General features: G+C 70.2%; 14 protein-coding genes. 9 read left to right on the forward strand and 5 right to left on the reverse strand.

Going from position 1 to position 19,346, the window contains the following annotated elements:
* Nucleotides 1-4 precede the first annotated feature (4 nt).
* Entirely contained in the window at nt 5-793 is a 789-nt protein-coding gene (locus OHA61_RS12010; protein WP_406307328.1) for a hypothetical protein, read from the forward strand.
* A 150-nt stretch (nt 794-943) separates the two neighbouring features.
* On the opposite strand, the gene OHA61_RS12015 is transcribed toward OHA61_RS12010, so the two are convergent.
* Nucleotides 944-1,426, reverse strand: a complete 483-nt coding sequence (locus tag OHA61_RS12015; protein WP_324986123.1) for a MarR family transcriptional regulator — start codon at nt 1,424-1,426, stop codon at nt 944-946.
* Between the two features lie 244 nt (nt 1,427-1,670).
* Between OHA61_RS12015 and OHA61_RS12020 the strand changes: the two genes are divergently transcribed.
* Nucleotides 1,671-2,495, forward strand: coding sequence for a lysozyme (locus OHA61_RS12020; protein WP_406303072.1), 825 nt, complete (start codon nt 1,671-1,673; stop codon nt 2,493-2,495).
* Between the two features lie 44 nt (nt 2,496-2,539).
* Here OHA61_RS12020 and OHA61_RS12025 read toward each other — a convergent pair whose 3' ends face one another.
* A complete protein-coding gene (locus OHA61_RS12025) occupies nt 2,540-3,340 on the reverse strand; it encodes a pentapeptide repeat-containing protein (RefSeq protein ID WP_406303073.1) in 801 nt (266 codons plus the stop codon).
* Between the two features lie 82 nt (nt 3,341-3,422).
* Nucleotides 3,423-6,263 (reverse strand): M4 family metallopeptidase, encoded by a 2,841-nt coding sequence (locus tag OHA61_RS12030; RefSeq protein WP_406303074.1) that lies wholly within the window; start codon nt 6,261-6,263, stop codon nt 3,423-3,425.
* Nucleotides 6,264-6,413: 150 nt separating this feature from the next.
* Here OHA61_RS12030 and OHA61_RS12035 point away from each other — a divergent pair, with 150 nt between their 5' ends.
* Nucleotides 6,414-7,427, forward strand: coding sequence for a helix-turn-helix domain-containing protein (locus OHA61_RS12035; protein ID WP_406303075.1), 1,014 nt, complete (start codon nt 6,414-6,416; stop codon nt 7,425-7,427).
* Between the two features lie 26 nt (nt 7,428-7,453).
* On the forward strand, nt 7,454-8,278 hold the full coding sequence (locus OHA61_RS12040) for a trypsin-like serine peptidase (RefSeq protein WP_406303076.1): 825 nt from the start codon (nt 7,454-7,456) through the stop codon (nt 8,276-8,278).
* Nucleotides 8,279-8,334: 56 nt separating this feature from the next.
* Here OHA61_RS12040 and lon read toward each other — a convergent pair whose 3' ends face one another.
* Nucleotides 8,335-10,746 (reverse strand): endopeptidase La, encoded by a 2,412-nt coding sequence (lon, locus tag OHA61_RS12045; RefSeq protein ID WP_406303077.1) that lies wholly within the window; start codon nt 10,744-10,746, stop codon nt 8,335-8,337.
* Nucleotides 10,747-10,937: 191 nt separating this feature from the next.
* Here lon and OHA61_RS12050 point away from each other — a divergent pair, with 191 nt between their 5' ends.
* A complete protein-coding gene (locus OHA61_RS12050) occupies nt 10,938-11,468 on the forward strand; it encodes a protealysin inhibitor emfourin (protein ID WP_406303078.1) in 531 nt (176 codons plus the stop codon).
* Here the strand turns inward: OHA61_RS12050 and OHA61_RS12055 are convergent.
* Nucleotides 11,424-12,248, reverse strand: coding sequence for a rhomboid-like protein (locus OHA61_RS12055; protein WP_406303079.1), 825 nt, complete (start codon nt 12,246-12,248; stop codon nt 11,424-11,426). The genes OHA61_RS12050 and OHA61_RS12055 overlap by 45 nt on opposite strands.
* 291 nt (nt 12,249-12,539) lie before the next feature.
* Here OHA61_RS12055 and OHA61_RS12060 point away from each other — a divergent pair, with 291 nt between their 5' ends.
* The 4 genes from OHA61_RS12060 to OHA61_RS12075 all read left to right on the forward strand — a co-directional run bounded on the left by OHA61_RS12060 (nt 12,540) and on the right by OHA61_RS12075 (nt 19,309).
* Nucleotides 12,540-13,220, forward strand: coding sequence for a spermidine synthase (locus tag OHA61_RS12060; protein ID WP_406303080.1), 681 nt, complete (start codon nt 12,540-12,542; stop codon nt 13,218-13,220).
* Between the two features lie 92 nt (nt 13,221-13,312).
* Nucleotides 13,313-14,050: a response regulator transcription factor gene (locus tag OHA61_RS12065; RefSeq protein ID WP_266487303.1), complete on the forward strand. Its 738-nt coding sequence runs from the start codon at nt 13,313-13,315 to the stop codon at nt 14,048-14,050.
* 5 nt (nt 14,051-14,055) lie between these two features.
* Nucleotides 14,056-15,180, forward strand: coding sequence for a HAMP domain-containing sensor histidine kinase (locus OHA61_RS12070; protein ID WP_266487716.1), 1,125 nt, complete (start codon nt 14,056-14,058; stop codon nt 15,178-15,180).
* Nucleotides 15,181-15,469: 289 nt separating this feature from the next.
* Nucleotides 15,470-19,309, forward strand: a complete 3,840-nt coding sequence (locus OHA61_RS12075) for a multifunctional oxoglutarate decarboxylase/oxoglutarate dehydrogenase thiamine pyrophosphate-binding subunit/dihydrolipoyllysine-residue succinyltransferase subunit (protein ID WP_406303081.1) — start codon at nt 15,470-15,472, stop codon at nt 19,307-19,309.
* The last annotated feature ends 37 nt before the right edge of the window (nt 19,310-19,346 follow it).

A 19,346-nucleotide genomic window follows, 5' to 3' on the forward strand; every position in this document is an offset into this window, starting at 1 on the left:
GGTCATGCGTATCGAACTGGCTAGCGCACCCGGCACCCCCGAGCGGCTCAACGAGGACTGGGCATCCGTGGCCCTGCCTGCCTCCGGCCAGGGCGGAACGATCGTGGTGCTGGACGGTGTGACACCTCCGGCGGGCGACGACGGATGTGTGCACGGTGTGCCGTGGTTCACCGCCAGGCTAGGCGGCGCGCTGATCGAACTGTCCGGTTCACGGCGGGATATGACTTTGGCTGAAATCCTCTCCGAGGCAATCCGGCGCACCGCCGACTCCCACAGCGACACCTGTGACCTTTCTCACGTGCGTACGCCTCAGGCGACGGTGGTCCTGCTGCGCTGGGGCGGCCCGGCGCACCCCGTGGAGCATCTGGTCCTCTCCGACTCGACGCTGCTGCTGGAGTCGCCGAAAGGAGAGGTCCGCCCGGTGCTGGACGACCGCATCGACCGCCTGCCCCGCGAACTGCTGCGCTCGCACGCCACGGCGGACGCACTGCGCAACGCGGAGGGCGGCTTCTTCACGGCGGCGGCTGACCCGGCGGTGTCGGCGCGCGCGGTGACGGGCACGACGCCCCGGTCCGGGGTCCGCGCCGTGGCGGCACTCACCGACGGAGCCTCGCGCTGGGTCGACATGTTCGGCGAGGGCGACTGGGCCGACTGCATGGCTCTGCTCCGCAAGGAGGGCCCGCAGGGCCTGATCGACCGGGTCAGGTCGATGGAGACGTCGGCGCGGGAGCGGGGTGAGGTGATCCGCTGGAAGCTCCGCGACGACGCGACGGCGGTCTTCGCGGAGCTCTGACGCGTGCGGGATTTCAGCCCGTCCGGCGTTTGAGGACATGCGGCCGAAGGTCGCATTCGGGTTCTGGGGCGGAGCCCCGGTGCGGCACGGGACGGGTCGGGGCCGTATCGATGTGCGGCTCCGCCGCGTGGCCCGCCGCAGGCGGACCGCTCAGCTCCCCGCGCGTGCGTTCAGCTGATGCAGCAGCCGCGCCAGCTCCGCGATCTCCCCCCGGTCCCACCCCGCCAGCTTGCTCATGTACCGGTCCCGCCTCGCGTCCCTCACTCGGCGGAAGCGGAGCAGACCTTCTTCGGTGAGCCGGACGAGTGAGGCCCGGCCGTCCGCCGGATCCGGTTCGCGGGTCACCAGGCCGAGCTCGTCCAGCGCCCGCAGCTGACGGCTCATCGTCGCCTTGCCGACGCCGAAGTACGCCGCGAGTTCGGTCGCCCTCTGCTGCCCGGCCTCCTCCAGCCGCACCAGCAGTCCGTACGCGGCGGGCTCCAGCTCGGGGTGGACCTCGCGGGCCATCTCGCCCGAGGACGCCCGGGCCCGGCGCAGAAAGACCGCCAACTCCCTTTCCAGAGCAAGGAATTCGCGGTCCACACCATTCCCGCCCTTCGAGTTCGCTTCACTCCCCGTACCGCTTTCGTGCACGTCAGCACCCCTCGCGCGCTTTCCGGATTCTGAAAGTTTCTTCCGGCGTTTCCCATCGCCGCAGCTCGGCCAGTATTTCGCAGGCGTAGACCAACGGCGTCCCCCTGCCCCCCTTCCACAAGGGGTTCTACGCACCTAGCTTCATTGCTGACATGTCCACACCATATGGTCCCCCGCCATGGATTTCCGCCACGGCATGTCGACAGATCGCCAGATCCCCCACCGAGGTCTTCGGAGGCACGCTATGTCCGTGCACAGATCCCGAACGACCGGCCGGTCGCATCTCGCGGCAGCCGGCACCCTCATCGCAGTACTGTCCCTGCTCCTCACCCTCCCCGGCGCAGCCGGCGCCGCCGTCGTACCCCCGCGCGGCTCCGCCCACCTGGGCATGGGCGTCATCGCCCACGACGGCCAGGGAGGACTCCCCCGTGACACCCGGGTGGTTCAGACGGAAGGCGTCGACGTCTCCAGTCACCAGGGCAACGTCGACTGGCCCCGCCTGTGGAACAGCGGTGTGAAGTGGGCCTACGTCAAGGCCACCGAGGGCACCTACTACAAGAACCCGTACTTCGGGCAGCAGTACACCGGCTCGTACAACGTCGGGATGATCCGCGGCGCGTACCACTTCGCCACCCCCGACACCGCCACCGGCGCCGCGCAGGCCGACTACTTCGTGAACAACGGCGGCGGCTGGTCCCGCGACGGCAGGACCCTGCCGGGCACGCTCGACATCGAATGGAACCCGTACGGGGCCGCGTGCTTCGGCAAGACGCAGTCCGGGATGGTCACCTGGATCCGCGACTTCCTGAGCCGCTACAAGGCCCGCACCGGGCGCGACGCGGTGATCTACACCGCGACCAGCTGGTGGACCCAGTGCACCGGCAACTACAGCGGCTTCGGCGCGAGCAACCCGCTGTGGATCGCGCGCTACAACACCACGCCCGGCACGCTACCGGCCGGCTGGGTCTACCAAACGATGTGGCAGTACACCTCGTCAGGACCGATCGTCGGCGACCACGACAAGTTCAATGGCGCGCTGGACCGCGTCGTAGCTCTCGCGAATGGCTGAGCAGAGCGCGACAGCCCGTCCCGCGCACGCTCGTGACCCGTCGGTCACGACCAGTGCGCAGGGCGGGTCAGCGCGGGCGGCAGCCTGGTCGCCGCGTCGCCCTTCGCCCCGTTGAGCTGCGGCTGGGTGAGGAAGAAGCTCCCCGTCAGATCCGCGCCCGCCAGGTCCGCGTCCCGCAGATCCGCCCCGATGAGGTCCGCGAGTCGCAGATCGGCGCCCGTGAGGTCGGCCGCGATGAGATATGCGCCCCGCAGATTCGCGCCCCTGAGGTCGGCGCCGCGGAGCCTCGCCCCGATCAGGTCGGCCCCTCGGCGGTCCTTCTTCCTGCGTCCGGCCTCGGCCCGCACCAGTTCGCTCGTACGGAGCAGCAGCACGTTCACGTCCTGCCGGTGCGCCGCCACATCGAGCTTCTCCAGCGCCTCGGGGGCAAGACCGGTCAGGCGCTCGGTCTCCTCCAGCAGCCGGCGGATCTCGCCGTGCAGCGCGCGGGCCGGCCGCAGCGTCAGCGCCTCGGTCAGGTACCAGAGCAGTTCGTGCAGCTGCCGTACGACGGGGAACACCGCGAACATCTGCTGCGCGGTGTCCGGCGCCTGCCGCCAGTCCGTACCGCCGAAGGTGACCTGGGAGACCTGCTGCCCGGCGCCGAAGCAGTCGTAGACCGTGCAGCCGGGAAAGCCGCTCTGCCGCAGCCGGGTGTGGATGCCGCAGCGGAAGTCCGTGCGCAGATTGGGGCAGGGCTCTCCGGCGTCCTTGTTGATCGCGAAGTCCGCCGACTTGGCGAACGGCAGCGCGGCACAGCACAGTCCGAAGCAGTTCCCGCAGTCGGCCTGCAGGGGGTTTTCCATGCGTCCATTGTGAACGACCGCGAAGGACCCCCGGCGCACGGGCGCCGGGGGTCCGTCTCTCATCGGGGCAGGGGCCAGAGCATCAGCCGCACAGGCCCGCGGGGCGTTCGCGGGTGACCAGGTCGGTCCAGCCCGTCGTGCCGTCGATCCAGACCACCTGGCGGCCGGTGACCGCGGCCGGGGAGATCTGTTCGCCGCGGTTGCAGGAGACCCGCTCCTGGCGCGATCCGTCGGTGGTCAGCTGCCAGAGTTTCGGCAGTGACTCGTTGCGCAGCGCCGTGTCGGGCAGTGCGCTGTTCACGGTGACCGCCTCGTCCGAGGCCGTGAGGTCGAACGGCATCAGCGCGGCCGGCTTGTACTCGGAGCTGATGTCCACCGTGTCCTTGCCGTCCAGGCCCGAGCGCCGGATCCCCATCTGGCCCTGGTCGTTCAGGTTCTCGTCCACCAGCCAGAAGGCGTGCGTGGCGTTGATGCCGGTCTGGCCGAGGATCTGCGGTTCGCCGAGCTGCTCCGCGAGGGCGGCCTTGCCGGTCTTGAGGTCGAAGACCTCGACGCCCAGCTTGTAGTCCTCGGGGGTCGGATACAGCTTGGCGTAGGCGAGCCTGCCGTTCTTGATCGCCGGGAGGGCGGTCAGGATCTCGAAGCCGCCGCCGTCGACGAAGGTGGGGCCACGGTCGCCGGGGCGCAGATAGCCGACGTGCCGGTCGCCGAAGATGCCGAAGCTCTCGAAGACGACGACGCCGTTCTCGACGCGCAGGCCGCCGATGTCGGTGGACGAGGTGTACAGCTTCTTGATCGGTCCGCCCGCGAGCGGGCGGGAGAGGATGTCGAGGCTGGTCGTGCCGTACGCCGCCCAGACGACCGTCTTGCCGTCGGTCGCCGGATAGACGTGGTAGCGGCCGTCGTTGGGGCTGATCAGCTTCGGGGCGCCCTTGCCGTCCGTACGGCCCGCGTACACGGAGTACGGCTCCGAGCCGTCGTCGTTGGACTGCGAGGCGGTCCACCAGCCGCCGCCCGCCTGGGCTCCGGTGCCTCCGGTATTGATCTTGCCGAGCAGCTGGTCGGAGTCGACGCCGAGCGCGTCCTCCCAGCCCGGGACGATGCCGTGGGCGTTGAAGGAGCGCTTGACGGCGGTGAGCTGCTTCGCGGTGACGCCGAGGTCCTTGGCGGCGGCGAGCACCGCGTTGCGGCCGTCGGTGAAGCCGTCGAGCGGCGTCATGTACTCGGACAGCGCCTTGTACACGATGCTGTCGGCGAGCTGTCCGCCCACGTCCTGGCGCAGGTCCCACAGCGCGCCGGAGAACACGGTGGAGTTGAGGTGCACCCCGCCGCTGTCGGTGCCGTAGGTGACGCCGAGGAAGTTCTTCGAGGTGGTCGCGCCGTCGTTGAGGTCGCGGAAGGCGCAGGCCCGCGGCTTCGTCGCACGGCACAGGTCCTCGCCGATGAGACCGGCGTCCGGGTCGTCCATGGAGACTCCGGACGCGGCGGTGTCGATCGCGTTGCCGAAGTAGTCGGCGAGCGCCTCGTTCAACGCGCCGGACTGCCCGGCGTAGACGAGGTTGGCGGTGTTCTCGACGACGCCGTGCGTCATCTCGTGGCCCACCACGTCGAGGTCGGCGGAGAGCGGCTTGTAGTCCTCGTCGCCACTGCCGTAGACCATCTTCTGGCCGTCCCAGAAGGCGTTGACGTACGGCGTGCCGAACTCGGTCACGCCGACCAGGGAGTTGATGGTCATGCCGCGGCCGTCGAGGCTGTCGCGGCCGTGGTTCTGCTTGTAGTAGTCGTAGACCTTCCCGGCCGCCCAGTGCGCGTCGACCGCGCCGGACTCGGTGGCGTCCTTGCCGAATTCCTTTTCCGCGTGGCTGAATTCCTTCAGCCCGCCGGGCCAGGTTCCGGCGACCTCGCTGACGTCGCGGTCGCGGGCGTCCCAGGTGGTCAGGGTGTTCTTGGTGGAGCCCGCCATCCGCGTGGAGTCGATCATCAGGTACTTGTTCGCGGCGGTGTCGAGCTGGAGGTCGAGGTCGACCTTGGCCGCATCGAGCTTGACGCCGCTGCCCTTGATGGCGGCGGCCGGGTCGGCCTCGGCCGCGCGGGCGCCCGCCGGGGCCGCCTTCGCGGTGGCGCCGGACGCGGCGGTCCCCTTCGCGGTCAGCGTCTTGATGCCGCTGAACTGCAGCACCGGGTAGCCGGCGCGGGCGTCGATGTAGACCTGCTGCAGCACCGGTTCGCCGGTGGTGGGGTTCGTGCCGCGTACGGTCACGTGGTGGGCGAGGATGCCCTCGCCGCGCGGGATCACCACGAGGCCGCCCGCGCTGCCCGTGAGGGCCGCCGCCTTCGCGGACTTGGCGCCCTTGCCGCGTATCGCGTCGGCCTTGCTGAGCGTCTTGCCGCCGAGGCGTGCGGCGGTCGCCGCGACCGCGCGGCGTACCGCGGTGTCCTTGGTGACGCTCGCCTTGGTGCCGGTCTTCAGACCCGTGAAGTACTTGCCGGAGGTGCCGGTGACGACGCGCTTGCCGCCCTTGGACTCCATCCGTACGACGTACTGGCCCCCGAACACCGGTATGCCGTGGTGCTTCTGCTGAAGCCGCACGGTCTCTTCCGCGCCATTTTTGACGGTCCCCATCGGCGCGAGATCGCGCCGCGCGTCGGCGATCTTGTAGCGGCTCTCCTTCGCGGCGAGATGGCCGCGGGCCGCGTCCGCCGGACTTGCCTTGGCGTCCGCCGTCTCCCTGATTCCGTCGACGAGCGACGGGGTGGCCGTCTCCGCCCCCGGAAGGACATCGGCGGGCGGTGCGGTGGCCGGCGGTGCGGCCGCCTGGGCCGGCAGTGCCGTCAGCAGCAGCCCGGCCGCGCCGAGCAGTGCCGCGAGACCGGTCCCCCTGAAAATACCCGATCTCTGTGTGCTTGTCCTGGCCTTGCGCACAGTACGTACCCCTCCCACGTGCTGGTCAAGCCGTAAAGGTGGTCATGGCCATGCAACCGGTGGGGCGCCAACCGATCAATGTGGCAGGCACGTTGACAAGTGGACACGCACACTTGTGTGGCCCGTGAAGAGGGAGTGAGAATCCGACGCATGAGCGAGGGGGAACTGCAGACCCTCGGCCTGGGGGAGGCCGAGGGACGCATCTACGAGGCACTGCTCAAGGAACGGGCCACCGGGGCCGAGGAGTTGGCACGCCTGCTGGGTCTGCCACGCGACCGCCTCGACCGGGCGCTCGGCCATCTGGTCGAACACGGCCTCGCGCTGCCGGCGGACGGCGACGCGCTGCCGCATCCGGCGGCGCCGGACGCCGCGATCCGTACGCTCATCCATCGCCGCCAGGCCGAACTGCACTTACGGTCGGCCGAGCTGGAGCGATTACGGATGACCGCGGACCGGCTGGCCGGCCGCCTGATGTCGGGGGCGACCGGCGCACCCGAGCGTGGCATCGAGGTGGTGACGGGTCCGCGGGCGATCGGGGAACGGGCGGAGTATCTGCTGGCCACGGCGGAGCGGGAGGTCGCCATCCTGGACCGCTCACCCTGTGGGAAGGGGCCGCGCGGGGACGGCGGTTCACGCGCACCGGCCCTGGACATCGAGGGGCTCCTGGACCGCGGGGTGGAGGTGCGGACCGTCCTGGACCGGGACGGGCTCGCCCGTCCCGGCCGGATGGGCTCGGTGACCGGCCTCGTCGAACAGGGCCTGCGGGCACGGGTCGCGGCGGCGGTGCCCACCGAACTGATCACCGTGGACCGGCGGATCACCCTCCTTCCGCCGGCCGACCCGGCCGATCCGAGGGCCTCCGCCCTGGTGATCGGCGACGCGCTGCTGCGCAACGCGCTGATGCCGCTGTTCGAGACGGTGTGGGACCGTGCCACACCGCTCGGCGGTTCGGGCGGGGCGTGCGACGACGCGGCGCTCGCGAAGGCCCAGAAGGAGCTGCTGGGCCTGCTCGCCTCGGGCCTCAAGGACGAGGCGATCGCCCGCCGCCTGGGCGTCCATGTGCACACGGCGCGCAGAAGGATCAGCCGTCTGCTTCAGACGCTCGGCGCCGAGACCCGCTTCCAGGCCGGAGCGCAGGCGACCTTGCGGGGCTGGCTGGACTGACGGCCGCAAACAGGCAAGATGGCCGGATGAAGTGGATCGCTCCTGGCCGCCGCCCGAAGAGGCTGCTGAGGTGGCCCGTCATAGCCCTGCTCGCCGCCACGACGGCGTGCGGCGGTCCGGTTTCGGCCGCGTCCGACACCGGGGACGAGGCCCCCTTGCCGCCGCCGCCCGAGCCACAGTCGTCGGCGACCGCTTTCGCGGGCCTGTCGTCGGCCGGCGTACTGCTCGACAAGGAGGGCGAGCACTTCTGTTCCGCGAGCGTCGTCGACAGCCCCAAGGGCAATGTCATCGCCACCGCCGCGCACTGTGTCTTCGATTACGGCAGCTATATGGAGAACGTCACCTTCGCCCCCAGCTTCAGCGGCGCGGGTGCGGGCAAGGCGCCGTACGGACGGTGGAAGGTGCGCGCCATCCAGGTGGACGCCCGCTGGCGCGCCGATGCCGAGGACTCCGACTCCGTGGACTACGCCTTCGTGACGCTGGAGCCGGACGCCAAGGGCCGCAATGTCCAGGACGTGGTGGGCGGGACGCCGGTCGACTGGACCGCGGTGCCGGCCCGCCGGATCACGGTCGTCGGCTACCCCAACCCCGACCACAATCCCGACAACCGCCCGATCGCCTGCACCACCGACACCGAGCCGGATCCCGAACTGGCCGGATCCGTACGGATGGACTGCTCCGGTTTCTGGGACGGCACGAGCGGCGGTCCCTGGCTCGCGGGCTACCGGGACCCGAAGCATCCGGGCCGCCTCATCGGGGTGACCAGCGGCGGCGACACGGACAGTGTGTCGACGGCGGTGCGCTTCAACGCGAACGCGCGCAAGCTGTACGACAAGGCCACGAAGCAGTAGCGCAGAGCCGCGGGGGGAAGGCCGAAGACCTTCCCCCCGCGGCTCTGCGATCGTGCTCAGGCCGCGGCCTGCACCGGCACATCCGCCGGTGAGAGCGCGATCTCCAGCACCTGGAGCACATCCGTGACCGGGTGCACGTCCAGCTTCTCCAGGACCTCAGCCGGGACGTCGTCCAGGTCCGCCTCGTTCCGCTTGGGGATCACGACCGTCGTGATGCCCGCCCGGTGCGCGGCGAGCAGCTTCTGCTTCAGACCACCGATCGGCAGGACCCGCCCGGTCAGCGACACCTCACCCGTCATCGCCACATCCGTACGCACCAGGCGTCCGGACAGCAGCGACGCGAGTGCCGTCGTCATCGTGATGCCCGCGCTCGGGCCGTCCTTGGGGACCGCGCCCGCCGGGAAGTGGATGTGCACACCCCGGTCCTTGAGATCGGCGACCGGAAGCTCCAGCTCCGCCCCGTGCGAGCGCAGGAAGCTCAGCGCGATCTGCGCGGACTCCTTCATCACGTCGCCGAGCTGTCCGGTCAGCGTCAGCCCTGCCGCGCCCGTCTCCGGGTCGGCGAGAGAGGCCTCGACGAACAGGACGTCGCCGCCCGCGCCGGTGACGGCGAGGCCGGTGGCCACGCCCGGCACCGCCGTGCGGCGCTCGGCCGGGTCCTGCGCGGACTCGGGCACATGGTGCGGCCGCCCGATCAGGCCGCGCAGCTGCTCGGCACCGATGGTGAACGGCAGCTCCTGGTCGCCCAGTTCGTGCTGGGCCGCCACCTTGCGCAGCAGCCGGGCCACCGAGCGCTCCAGGTTCCGCACGCCCGCCTCACGGGTGTACTCGCCCGCGAGCCTGCGCAGCGCCGACTCCTCGATGATCACCTCGCCGGGCTCCAGGCCCGCCCGCTCCAGCTGGCGCGGAAGCAGGTGGTCCCGGGCGATGACGACCTTCTCGTCCTCGGTGTAGCCATCCAGCCTGACCAGCTCCATCCGGTCGAGCAGGGCCTCCGGGATCGCCTCCAGCACATTGGCCGTGGCCAGGAAGACGACATCGCTCAGGTCGAGTTCGACCTCCAGGTAGTGGTCGCGGAAGGTGTGGTTCTGCGCCGGGTCCAGGACTTCGAGCAGGGCGGCCGCGGGGTCGCCGCGGAAGTCGGAGCCGACCTTGTCGATCTCGTCGAGCAGGACGACCGGGTTCATCGAGCCGGCCTCCTTGATCGCCCGGACGATCCGGCCGGGCAGGGCGCCGACGTAGGTGCGCCGGTGGCCGCGGATCTCCGCCTCGTCCCGTACGCCGCCGAGCGCGACCCGGACGAACTTGCGTCCCATGGCGTGCGCGACGGACTCGCCGAGGGAGGTCTTTCCCACGCCGGGCGGGCCGACGAGCGCCAGAACCGCGCCCCCGCGCCGCCCGCCGACCACGCCCAGCCCCCGGTCGGCGCGCCGCTTGCGCACCGCCAGGTACTCGGTGATCCGTTCCTTCACGTCCTGCAGACCCGAGTGCTCGGCGTCCAGGATCGTCTTGGCGCCCTGGATGTCGTACTCGTCCTCGGTCCTTTCGTTCCAGGGCAGTTCGAGGATCGTGTCGAGCCAGGTGCGGATCCAGGAGCCCTCGGGGCTCTGGTCACTGGAACGCTCCAGCTTCTCGACCTCCTTGAGGGCGGCGTCGCGCACCTTCTCGGGGAGGTCGGCGGCCTCGACACGGGCCCGGTAGTCGTCGGACTCGTCCGCAGCGTCGGTGGCCCCGCCGTTGAGCTCGCGCAGCTCCTTGCGCACGGCTTCGAGCTGGCGGCGCAGCAGGAACTCGCGCTGCTGCTTGTCGACGCCTTCCTGGACGTCCTTGGCGATGGACTCGGCGACGTCCTGCTCGGCGAGGTGCTCACGCAGCTGCTGGGTGGCGAGCTTGAGGCGGGCCACCGGCTCGGCGGTCTCCAGGAGTTCGATCTTCTGGGCGGTCGTCAGGAAGGGTGAGTAGCCGGAGTTGTCGGCGAGCTGCGAGACGTCGTCGATCTGCTGGACGCGGTCGACGACCTGCCAGGCGCCGCGCTTCTTCAGCCAGTCGGTGGCAAGTGCCTTGTACTCCTTGACCAGCTCGGTGACCGAGCCGGGCAGCGGGTCGGGCACGGTCTCATCGACGCGCGAGCCCTCGACCCAGAGCGCGGCGCCCGGGCCCGTGGTTCCCGCGCCGATCTTCACCCGGCCGCGGCCGCGGATGAGCGCGCCGGGGTCGCCGTCCGAGAGCCGGCCGACCTGCTCGACGGTCCCGAGCACGCCGGTCGCCGCGTACGTCCCGTCGATGCGTGGAACAAGCAGCACGGTCGGCTTGCTTGCACCACTGGAACGCGCAGCGGCCTGAGCGGCCTCCACCGCGGCACGTACGTCGTTGTCGGACAGGTCGAGCGGCACCACCATTCCGGGCAGCACGACCTCGTCGTCGAGCGGCAGCACGGGCAGGGTGAGCGGTGTGGACGTCGAAGCCATGATCTCCCCTTAGGGGGTCAAGTTGAGCTGTATGGACTCAATGAAGGAAGCCGCGGAGTTGTTCCCCCGGGGGCGTTCGCTCTGAGCGATCAGGGATGACGCAATTTCCCGCGGGCCCGCCGACCGATCGGCCACACTGCAGCGACGGGCTTGTGACATGTACTCGTGCGATACGGACGGCAGGTGGGCGCGTGCGAGGGACGAGGCAGGGCAGGTGCGGGGCGGCGGGATTGCTGCTGGGTGTCCTGCTGGCGGCGGGGTGCGCGTCGGGCGAGGGCACGGACGGCGGTGGGGATTCAACCCGCGCGGGGTCCTCCGTGCCGACGACGCCCGCCATCACGACGCCTGCCGCCACGACGCCGGCCGCCACGGCGTCCGCCCCCACGACACCTGCCGCCGCGCGGCCGCTCGTCCACGTGACCGTCACCGGTGGCATCGCCGGCGTACACAACGACCTTCTTGTCCGGGACGACGGCACCTACACGACGTCCACGAAGACCGGCCCCAAGGGCTCCGGCAGGATGACACCTGCCGAGCTGGCCGAGCTGCGGCGGGCTCTGGAGAAGGCGGACTTCGCACGGCTTCCCGGTGAGGCCACCGGCAGTCCCGTCGCGGACGGGTTCACCTACCGGATCACATACGCGGGCCATACCGTCACCACGGACGAGACGACGCGGCTACCCGCCCTGCGGGACGTATTCGCCGCGCTCCCCGAGGACTGACCGACGTTCAGACGCACGCCCCCGCGACCAGCGGCGTACGGCGGGCCAGCAGGCGATACCGGCCAGCAGCGCGAGCGGATGGCCCCAGTTGGTGAGCGGGTCCGCGAAGTCCAGCAGGTCCTGGACCTGCATCAGGACGACGAAGCCGAGCAGCGTCCCGCGCTGGATCGGGCCGAGCAGTCCGGCCAGGGCGCCGATGCTCGCCATCAGGCCGAAGCTGATGCCGTAGTCGAGGCGGTGCAGCGACGTGGCGGGCAGATGCCCGGCCATGACGGAGACCGCCACGGGTATCTCGGTGGCCAGGGTCGCCCCGACATGGCCCAGCAGGAACACCCCCGCAGTGCGCCGGCCGCCGATGTGGCGCTCCAGCGCGGTGAGGGTGAAAAGGAAGGCGACGGCGTACGGGGACGCCAGGCCGCCCGCGACCCAGAGGGCGCTTGCTCCCAGAACAAGGAGCGGGGTGTGGGCCAAATGGGCGACATCGGTACTGGATCCATGGAGCATCAAGGAGACGGTCGCCGGGTCTCCGTACTCCACGAAGAGCGAGGTGACGATCAGGACGAGCGCGTAGCCGAAGGTGAACGGCGTGCCGGTCGGCGTGGGCAGCAGCCGCAGCGCACGGCGCCACAGGGGCCATGGCAGACCGGGGGCGGGCGCGGGCGGCAGGGCCGGCGGGGGCGCGAGTGCGGGTGCCGCCGCCCGCGTCACCGTGCGCTGGGCCGGGATGCCGCCCAGCAGCTCCCGGCCCGTCGCCGGGTCGCGAGTTGAAAGCTGGTCCACGCGTGAGGCCCCTCTCGTTCAAGCCCGAACGAACCCCCACCCAACGCGATCACCATGACCCCCGTCTATGACCTGCGCCACACGAGGCAACCTTCGCGCCACCTCGGACGTCGTGTGCACGCCACACTGCGCCGACCAGCTGTGAGTCCACTGTGGATCAGCTGTGAACCGACCGCGAAGCGACTGTGGAGCGGCCGGAGCCACACCGGCCGAAACCATTTGTCCCGCTCGCCCCACCCCGGCACCATGGCCACCTGTACGCGTCCGCCCCGTCGCCAGGAGGTCACCGCCATGCCGCTTCATGCCGACGCACCCGTCACCCTCGACCGCCGTGAGGGGCCCCACGGGGAGGTCGTCCTGCAGCAGCGCGGCGAGCACCACGAGATCATCGCCAACGGGTGCTTCCTCATGGACACCTCCGACGGCCGCTCCGAGCGTCTTCTCGTCGACGCCGCCTACGACGCGCTGGCCACAGGCCGTACCGCTCCCACCCTCCTCATCGGCGGACTCGGCGTCGGCTTCTCCCTGGCGCGCGCCGCGGCCAACCCCCACTGGCGCCGTATCGCCGTCGTCGAGCGCGAGCAGGCGATCATCGACTGGCACCGTTCGGGACCGCTCGCACGGATCTCCGGCGACGCGCTGGCCGACCCCCGCAGCGTGATCCTTCACACGGACCTCGTCACCCATTTGGGCGAGACCACGGACCGCTACGACGCACTTTGTCTGGACATCGACAATGGGCCCGACTGGACCGTCACGGACGACAACGGAAGTCTCTACTCACCGGCCGGACTCGCCGCCTGCCAGGGGCGGTTGGAGCCCGGCGGCGTGCTCGCCGTCTGGTCCGCCAAGCCCTCCCCCGCATTTGAGGACGCGTTGCGGAATGCCGGATTCACCGGGGTAAGAACCGAAGAGATCCGGGTTGCCCGGGGAGTACCCGACGTGGTCCATCTCGCTGTTCGCCCTGCGTAGCCGGGATGCCTTCAATGCCCTTACGCTGCTGACCTACACACGGGGATCTACACCGGCATGCAGCTCGCGAGAACGCGTACAGGGGCGGGGCCATGGAGCAGACACACACCACGCACAACGGCGTCGCGGCCACACCCGGCGCCCAGCGCCGCGTGCTGGTCGTCGAGGACGACTCGACGATCGTCGATGCCATCGCCGCCCGCCTGCGGGCCGAGGGCTTCCTCGTCCAGACGGCCGTGGACGGACCGGCCGCCGTCGACGCGGCCGAGGCCTGGCAGCCCGATCTGATGGTGCTCGACGTGATGCTGCCGGGCTTCGACGGCCTGGAGGTCTGCCGCCGGGTCCAGGCCCAGCGCCCGGTCCCCGTGCTGATGCTCACGGCGCGCGACGACGAGACGGACATGCTCGTCGGCCTCGGTGTCGGCGCCGACGACTACATGACCAAGCCGTTCTCGATGCGGGAGCTCGCGGCACGCGTGCATGTGTTGCTGCGCCGCGTCGAGCGCGCAGCACTCGCCGCCGTGACGCCGCGCAGCGGCATCCTGCGCCTCGGCGAGCTGGAGATCGACCACGCGCAGCGCCGGGTCCGGGTGCGCAGCGAGGACGTGCATCTCACCCCGACCGAGTTCGACCTGCTGGTCTGCCTGGCGAACACCCCCCGCGCCGTCCTCTCCCGCGAGCAGCTGCTCGCCGAGGTGTGGGACTGGGCCGACGCGTCCGGCACCCGGACCGTCGACAGCCATATCAAGGCCCTGCGCCGCAAGATCGGCGCCGAGCGCATCCGTACGGTTCACGGCGTCGGCTACGCGCTGGAGACGCCGGCGCCATGAGCGCCATGAGACGGCGGCGGCCCTGGGACGGGCTGCCCGCTCGCCAGGGCTGGCGGAACTGGCTGCGTTCGGTCTCCATCTCGATCTCGATCAAGACCAAGCTGGGCACGCTCGTCGTCGTCTCGGTCTTCATCACCACCGGCCTGCTGCTGGTCGCCCTGCGCACCGAGACCGAGCTGCGCTTCATCACCGTCTTCTCGGTGATCGCCACGCTGCTGATCACCCAGTTCGTGGCCCACGGCCTGACCGCCCCGCTGGACGAGATGAACACCGTCGCCAAGGGCATATCGCACGGCGACTACACCCGCCGCGTGCGCGGCGCGGACCGCCGCGACGAGCTCGGCGACCTCGCGTCCACGATCAATCGCATGGCCGACGACCTGGAGGCCGTGGACCAGCACCGCAAGGAGCTGGTGGCCAACGTCTCGCACGAGCTGCGCACCCCGATCGCCGCACTGCGCGCCGTGCTGGAGAACGTCGTCGACGGGGTCTCTGCCGCCGACCCGGAGACGATGCGCACGGCGCTGAAGCAGACGGAGCGCCTGGGCCGCCTGGTCGAGACGCTGCTGGATCTGTCCCGGCTCGACAACGGCGTCGTACCGCTGCGGGCCCGCCGTTTCGAAGTGTGGCCCTACCTGTCCGGGGTGCTGAAAGAGGCCAATCTGGCCGCCGCCCAGCGCGGTCTGACCTCGGGGTCCGGCCACCACACCCGTACCGACGTCCATCTGCACCTGGATGTGTCGCCGCCGGAGCTGACCGCGCACGCCGACGCGGAGCGGCTCCACCAGGTGGTGGCCAATCTGATCGACAACGCGGTCAAGCACTCGCCGCCGCACGGCCGTGTGACCGTACGGGCCCGGCGCGGCCCGCTGCCGGAGTCCCTCGACCTGGAAGTGGTCGACGAGGGCCCCGGCATCCCGGAGCAGGAACGCCACCGGGTCTTCGAACGGTTCAACCGGGGCACCGTCACCGCCCCGCACGGCAAGGGCAGCGACGGCGGTACGGGCCTGGGTCTCGCGATCGCGCGCTGGGCCGTCGATCTGCACGGCGGACGCATCGGGGTGGCCGAATCGTCCCGCGGCTGCCGCATTCTCGTGACCCTTCCGGGGATCCCCTCGGCACGCGGTTGACGTAGGGTTCGAACCGGAAGCGCGCATTCTGCGTGTACGTGGTGAGGGCACGGCCGAAATACGGCCAGTACGCCGTCCTGAGTGCGAGGCAGTGGGCCGCAGCCGCGGTGAGTCGTACCCGCGGAAAACGGAACCGAGCTTGTTTCCCGCCATTCCTTGCCCCGAAACCCGCCGATCGGTGTGACTTGCGCGACGATGGCCCGCCCGGCCTGCACCTCTCGGCCAGGGAGGCGTAGCCTTTATTTCCGCTGTCCATCACCTTGTGAAGCGGAAGAGGGCGGTTGCCGCCGTGTCGTCTCAGTCCCCCAGTAACTCGAGCATCTCGACCGACCAAGGCGGGCAGGGTAAGAACCCTGCCGCCGCGTTCGGCCCCAATGAGTGGCTCGTCGACGAGATCTACCAGCAGTACCTCCAGGACCCGAATTCGGTCGACCGTGCCTGGTGGGACTTCTTCGCCGACTACAAGCCGGGCGGCGCGGGTGCTGCCGCCGCAGGGGCGAAGCCGGTCGACGGGGCTCCTGCCACGGATGCCCCGGCCGCCGCGCAGTCCGGCGCCGTAGCCGCGGGGGCTACGGGTGCCACCGCAGCGGCCCCGGCCCCGGCCGCCGCGCAGCCCGTCGCCGCACCCACCCAGGCCGCGCCCGCCGCACCGGCGAAGCCCGCGGCTCAGGCCCCGGCCGCCCCCGCTGCGGCGAAGCCCGCCGCGGCTCCCGCCCCCAAGCCGGCGGCTGCTGCCGGCAAGGCGGCCGAGCCGGCCCCGGCGGGTTCCGAGTACGTGCCCCTGCGCGGCCCCGCCGCCGCCGTCGCGAAGAACATGAACGCGTCGCTGGAGGTGCCCACGGCCACGTCCGTGCGCGCCGTTCCGGTGAAGCTGCTCTTCGACAACCGCATCGTCATCAACAACCACCTCAAGCGCGCCCGCGGCGGGAAGGTCTCCTTCACGCACCTCATCGGGTACGCGATGGTGCAGGCCATCAAGGCCATGCCGTCGATGAACTGGTCGTTCGCGGAGAAGGATGGCAAGCCGACCCTCGTCAAGCCGGAGCACGTCAACTTCGGCCTGGCCATCGACCTGGTGAAGCCCAACGGCGACCGCCAGCTGGTCGTCGCGGGCATCAAGAAGGCCGAGACGCTGAACTTCTTCGAGTTCTGGCAGGCCTACGAGGACATCGTCCGGCGCGCCCGCAACAACAAGCTGACGATGGACGACTTCACCGGCGTCACCGTCTCGCTGACCAACCCCGGCGGGCTCGGCACCGTCCACTCCGTGCCGCGTCTGATGCCCGGACAGTCGGTCATCATGGGCGTCGGCTCGATGGACTACCCGGCGGAGTTCCAGGGCACCTCCCAGGACACCCTGAACAAGCTGGGCATCGCCAAGGTGATGACCCTCACCAGCACGTACGACCACCGGGTCATCCAGGGCGCCGCCTCCGGCGAGTTCCTGCGGATCGTCGCCAACCTCCTCCTCGGCGAGGACGGCTTCTACGACGACATCTTCGAGGCGCTGCGCATCCCCTACGAGCCGGTCCGCTGGCTCAAGGACATCGACGCCAGCCACGACGACGACGTCACCAAGGCGGCGCGCGTCTTCGAGCTGATCCACTCCTACCGGGTCCGCGGCCATGTCATGGCCGACACCGACCCGCTGGAGTACCGCCAGCGCAAGCACCCCGACCTGGACATCACCGAGCACGGACTCACGCTGTGGGACCTGGAGCGCGAGTTCGCCGTCGGCGGCTTCTCCGGCAAGTCCCTGATGAAGCTGCGCGACGTGCTGGGCGTGCTGCGCGACTCGTACTGCCGCACCACCGGCATCGAGTTCATGCACATCCAGGACCCCAAGCAGCGCAAGTGGATCCAGGACCGGGTCGAGCGCGGGCACACCAAGCCCGAGCGCGAGGAGCAGCTGCGGATCCTGCGCCGTCTCAACGCCGCCGAGGCCTTCGAGACTTTCCTGCAGACCAAGTACGTCGGTCAGAAGCGGTTCTCGCTGGAGGGCGGCGAGTCCGTCATTCCGCTGCTCGACGCGGTCATCGACTCGGCCGCCGAGTCGCGGCTGGACGAGGTCGTCATCGGTATGGCCCACCGCGGCCGCCTGAACGTCCTCGCGAACATCGTCGGCAAGTCGTACGCGCAGATCTTCAGGGAGTTCGAGGGCAACCTCGACCCGAAGTCGATGCACGGCTCCGGCGACGTGAAGTACCACCTGGGCGCCGAGGGCACCTTCACCGGTCTCGACGGCGAGCAGATCAAGGTCTCGCTTGTCGCCAACCCCTCGCACCTGGAGGCGGTCGATCCGGTTCTCGAGGGTGTCGCCCGCGCCAAGCAGGACGTCATCAACAAGGGCGGCACGGACTTCACGGTCCTGCCCGTCGCCCTGCACGGTGACGCGGCCTTCGCCGGCCAGGGTGTCGTCGCCGAGACCCTGAACATGTCGCAGCTGCGGGGCTACCGCACCGGCGGCACGGTCCACATCGTCATCAACAACCAGGTCGGCTTCACCGCCGCCCCGGAGTCCTCGCGTTCGTCCATGTACGCGACCGACGTGGCCCGCATGATCGAGGCGCCGATCTTCCATGTGAACGGCGACGACCCGGAGGCCGTGGTCCGCGTGGCGCGGCTCGCCTTCGAGTTCCGCCAGACGTTCAACAAGGACGTCGTGATCGACCTCATCTGCTACCGCCGCCGCGGTCACAACGAGGGCGACAACCCGCAGTTCACCAACCCGCAGATGTACAACCTGATCGACAAGAAGCGCTCGGTGCGCAAGCTCTACACCGAGTCGCTCATCGGTCGCGGCGACATCACGCTGGAAGAGGCGGAGCAGGCGCTCCAGGACTTCCAGGGCCAGCTGGAGAAGGTCTTCGCGGAGGTCCGCGAGGCCACCAGCCAGCCGACCCCGGCGCATGTCCCGGACGCGCAGGCCGAGTTCCCGGTGGCCGTCACCACCGCGGTCTCCCAGGAGATCGTGAAGCGGATCGCCGAGTCCCAGGTCAACATCCCCGAGCGGATCACCGTCCACCCGCGTCTGATGCCGCAGATGCAGCGCCGTGCGGCCTCGGTCGAGGACGGCACGATCGACTGGGGCATGGGCGAGACGCTCGCCATCGGCTCGCTGCTGATGGAGGGCACCACGGTCCGGCTGTCCGGCCAGGACACCCGCCGTGGCACGTTCGGCCAGCGCCACGCGGTGCTGGTGGACCAGGAGACCGGCGAGGACTACACGCCGCTGCTGTACCTCTCCGAGGACCAGGCCCGCTACAACGTCTACGACTCGCTGCTCAGCGAGTACGCGGCGATGGGCTTCGAGTACGGCTACTCGCTGGCCCGCCCGGACGCGCTGGTCATGTGGGAGGCCCAGTTCGGTGACTTCGTCAACGGCGCGCAGACCGTCGTGGACGAGTTCATCTCCTCGGCCGAGCAGAAGTGGGGCCAGACCTCCGGCGTCACGCTGCTGCTGCCGCACGGCTACGAGGGCCAGGGCCCGGACCACAGCTCCGCCCGTCCTGAGCGCTTCCTGCAGATGTGCGCGCAGAACAACATGACGGTCGCCATGCCGACCCTGCCGTCGAACTACTTCCACCTGCTGCGCTGGCAGGTCCACAACCCGCACCACAAGCCGCTGATCGTCTTCACCCCGAAGTCGATGCTGCGTCTGAAGGCCGCGGCGTCGAAGGCGGAGGAGTTCATCAACGGCGGCTTCCGCCCGGTGATCGGCGATGACACCGTGGACCCGAACGCGGTCCGCAAGGTCGTCTTCTGCACCGGCAAGGTCTACTACGACCTGGAGGCCGAGCGGGTCAAGCGCGGCAACACGGACACCGCGATCATCCGCCTCGAGCGGTTGTACCCGCTGCCGGGTGCCGAGCTCCAGGCGGAGATCGCCAAGTTCCCGAACGCCGAGAAGTACCTGTGGGCACAGGAGGAGCCGGCGAACCAGGGTGCGTGGCCGTTCATCGCGCTGAACCTGATCGACCACCTCGACCTGGCGGTCGGCGCGGACATTCCGCACGGCGAGCGCCTGCGCCGTATCTCGCGTCCGCACGGCTCGTCCCCGGCGGTCGGTTCGGCCAAGCGTCACCAGGCCGAACAGCAGCAGCTGCTCAACGAGGTCTTCGAGGCCTGACCGTACGAACCGAAGGGCCCTGCCCGGCGCACACGCG

The sequence above is a fragment of the Streptomyces sp. NBC_00885 genome (assembly GCF_045207475.1).
Lineage (GTDB): Bacteria > Actinomycetota > Actinomycetes > Streptomycetales > Streptomycetaceae > Streptomyces.

What these genes read in the sequence shown, in the direction of transcription:
- OHA61_RS12040 (WP_406303076.1), top strand. Translation starts at nt 7,454, where the DNA reads ATGAAGTGGATCGCTCCTGGCCGCCGCCCGAAGAGGCTGCTGAGGTGG.
- OHA61_RS12035 (WP_406303075.1), top strand. Translation starts at nt 6,414, where the DNA reads ATGAGCGAGGGGGAACTGCAGACCCTCGGCCTGGGGGAGGCCGAGGGA.
- OHA61_RS12020 (WP_406303072.1), top strand. Translation starts at nt 1,671, where the DNA reads ATGTCCGTGCACAGATCCCGAACGACCGGCCGGTCGCATCTCGCGGCA.
- OHA61_RS12065 (WP_266487303.1), top strand. Translation starts at nt 13,313, where the DNA reads ATGGAGCAGACACACACCACGCACAACGGCGTCGCGGCCACACCCGGC.
- OHA61_RS12010 (WP_406307328.1), top strand. Translation starts at nt 5, where the DNA reads ATGCGTATCGAACTGGCTAGCGCACCCGGCACCCCCGAGCGGCTCAAC.
- OHA61_RS12060 (WP_406303080.1), top strand. Translation starts at nt 12,540, where the DNA reads ATGCCGCTTCATGCCGACGCACCCGTCACCCTCGACCGCCGTGAGGGG.
- OHA61_RS12070 (WP_266487716.1), top strand. Translation starts at nt 14,056, where the DNA reads ATGAGACGGCGGCGGCCCTGGGACGGGCTGCCCGCTCGCCAGGGCTGG.
- lon (WP_406303077.1), bottom strand. Translation starts at nt 10,746, where the DNA reads ATGGCTTCGACGTCCACACCGCTCACCCTGCCCGTGCTGCCGCTCGAC.
- OHA61_RS12025 (WP_406303073.1), bottom strand. Translation starts at nt 3,340, where the DNA reads ATGGAAAACCCCCTGCAGGCCGACTGCGGGAACTGCTTCGGACTGTGC.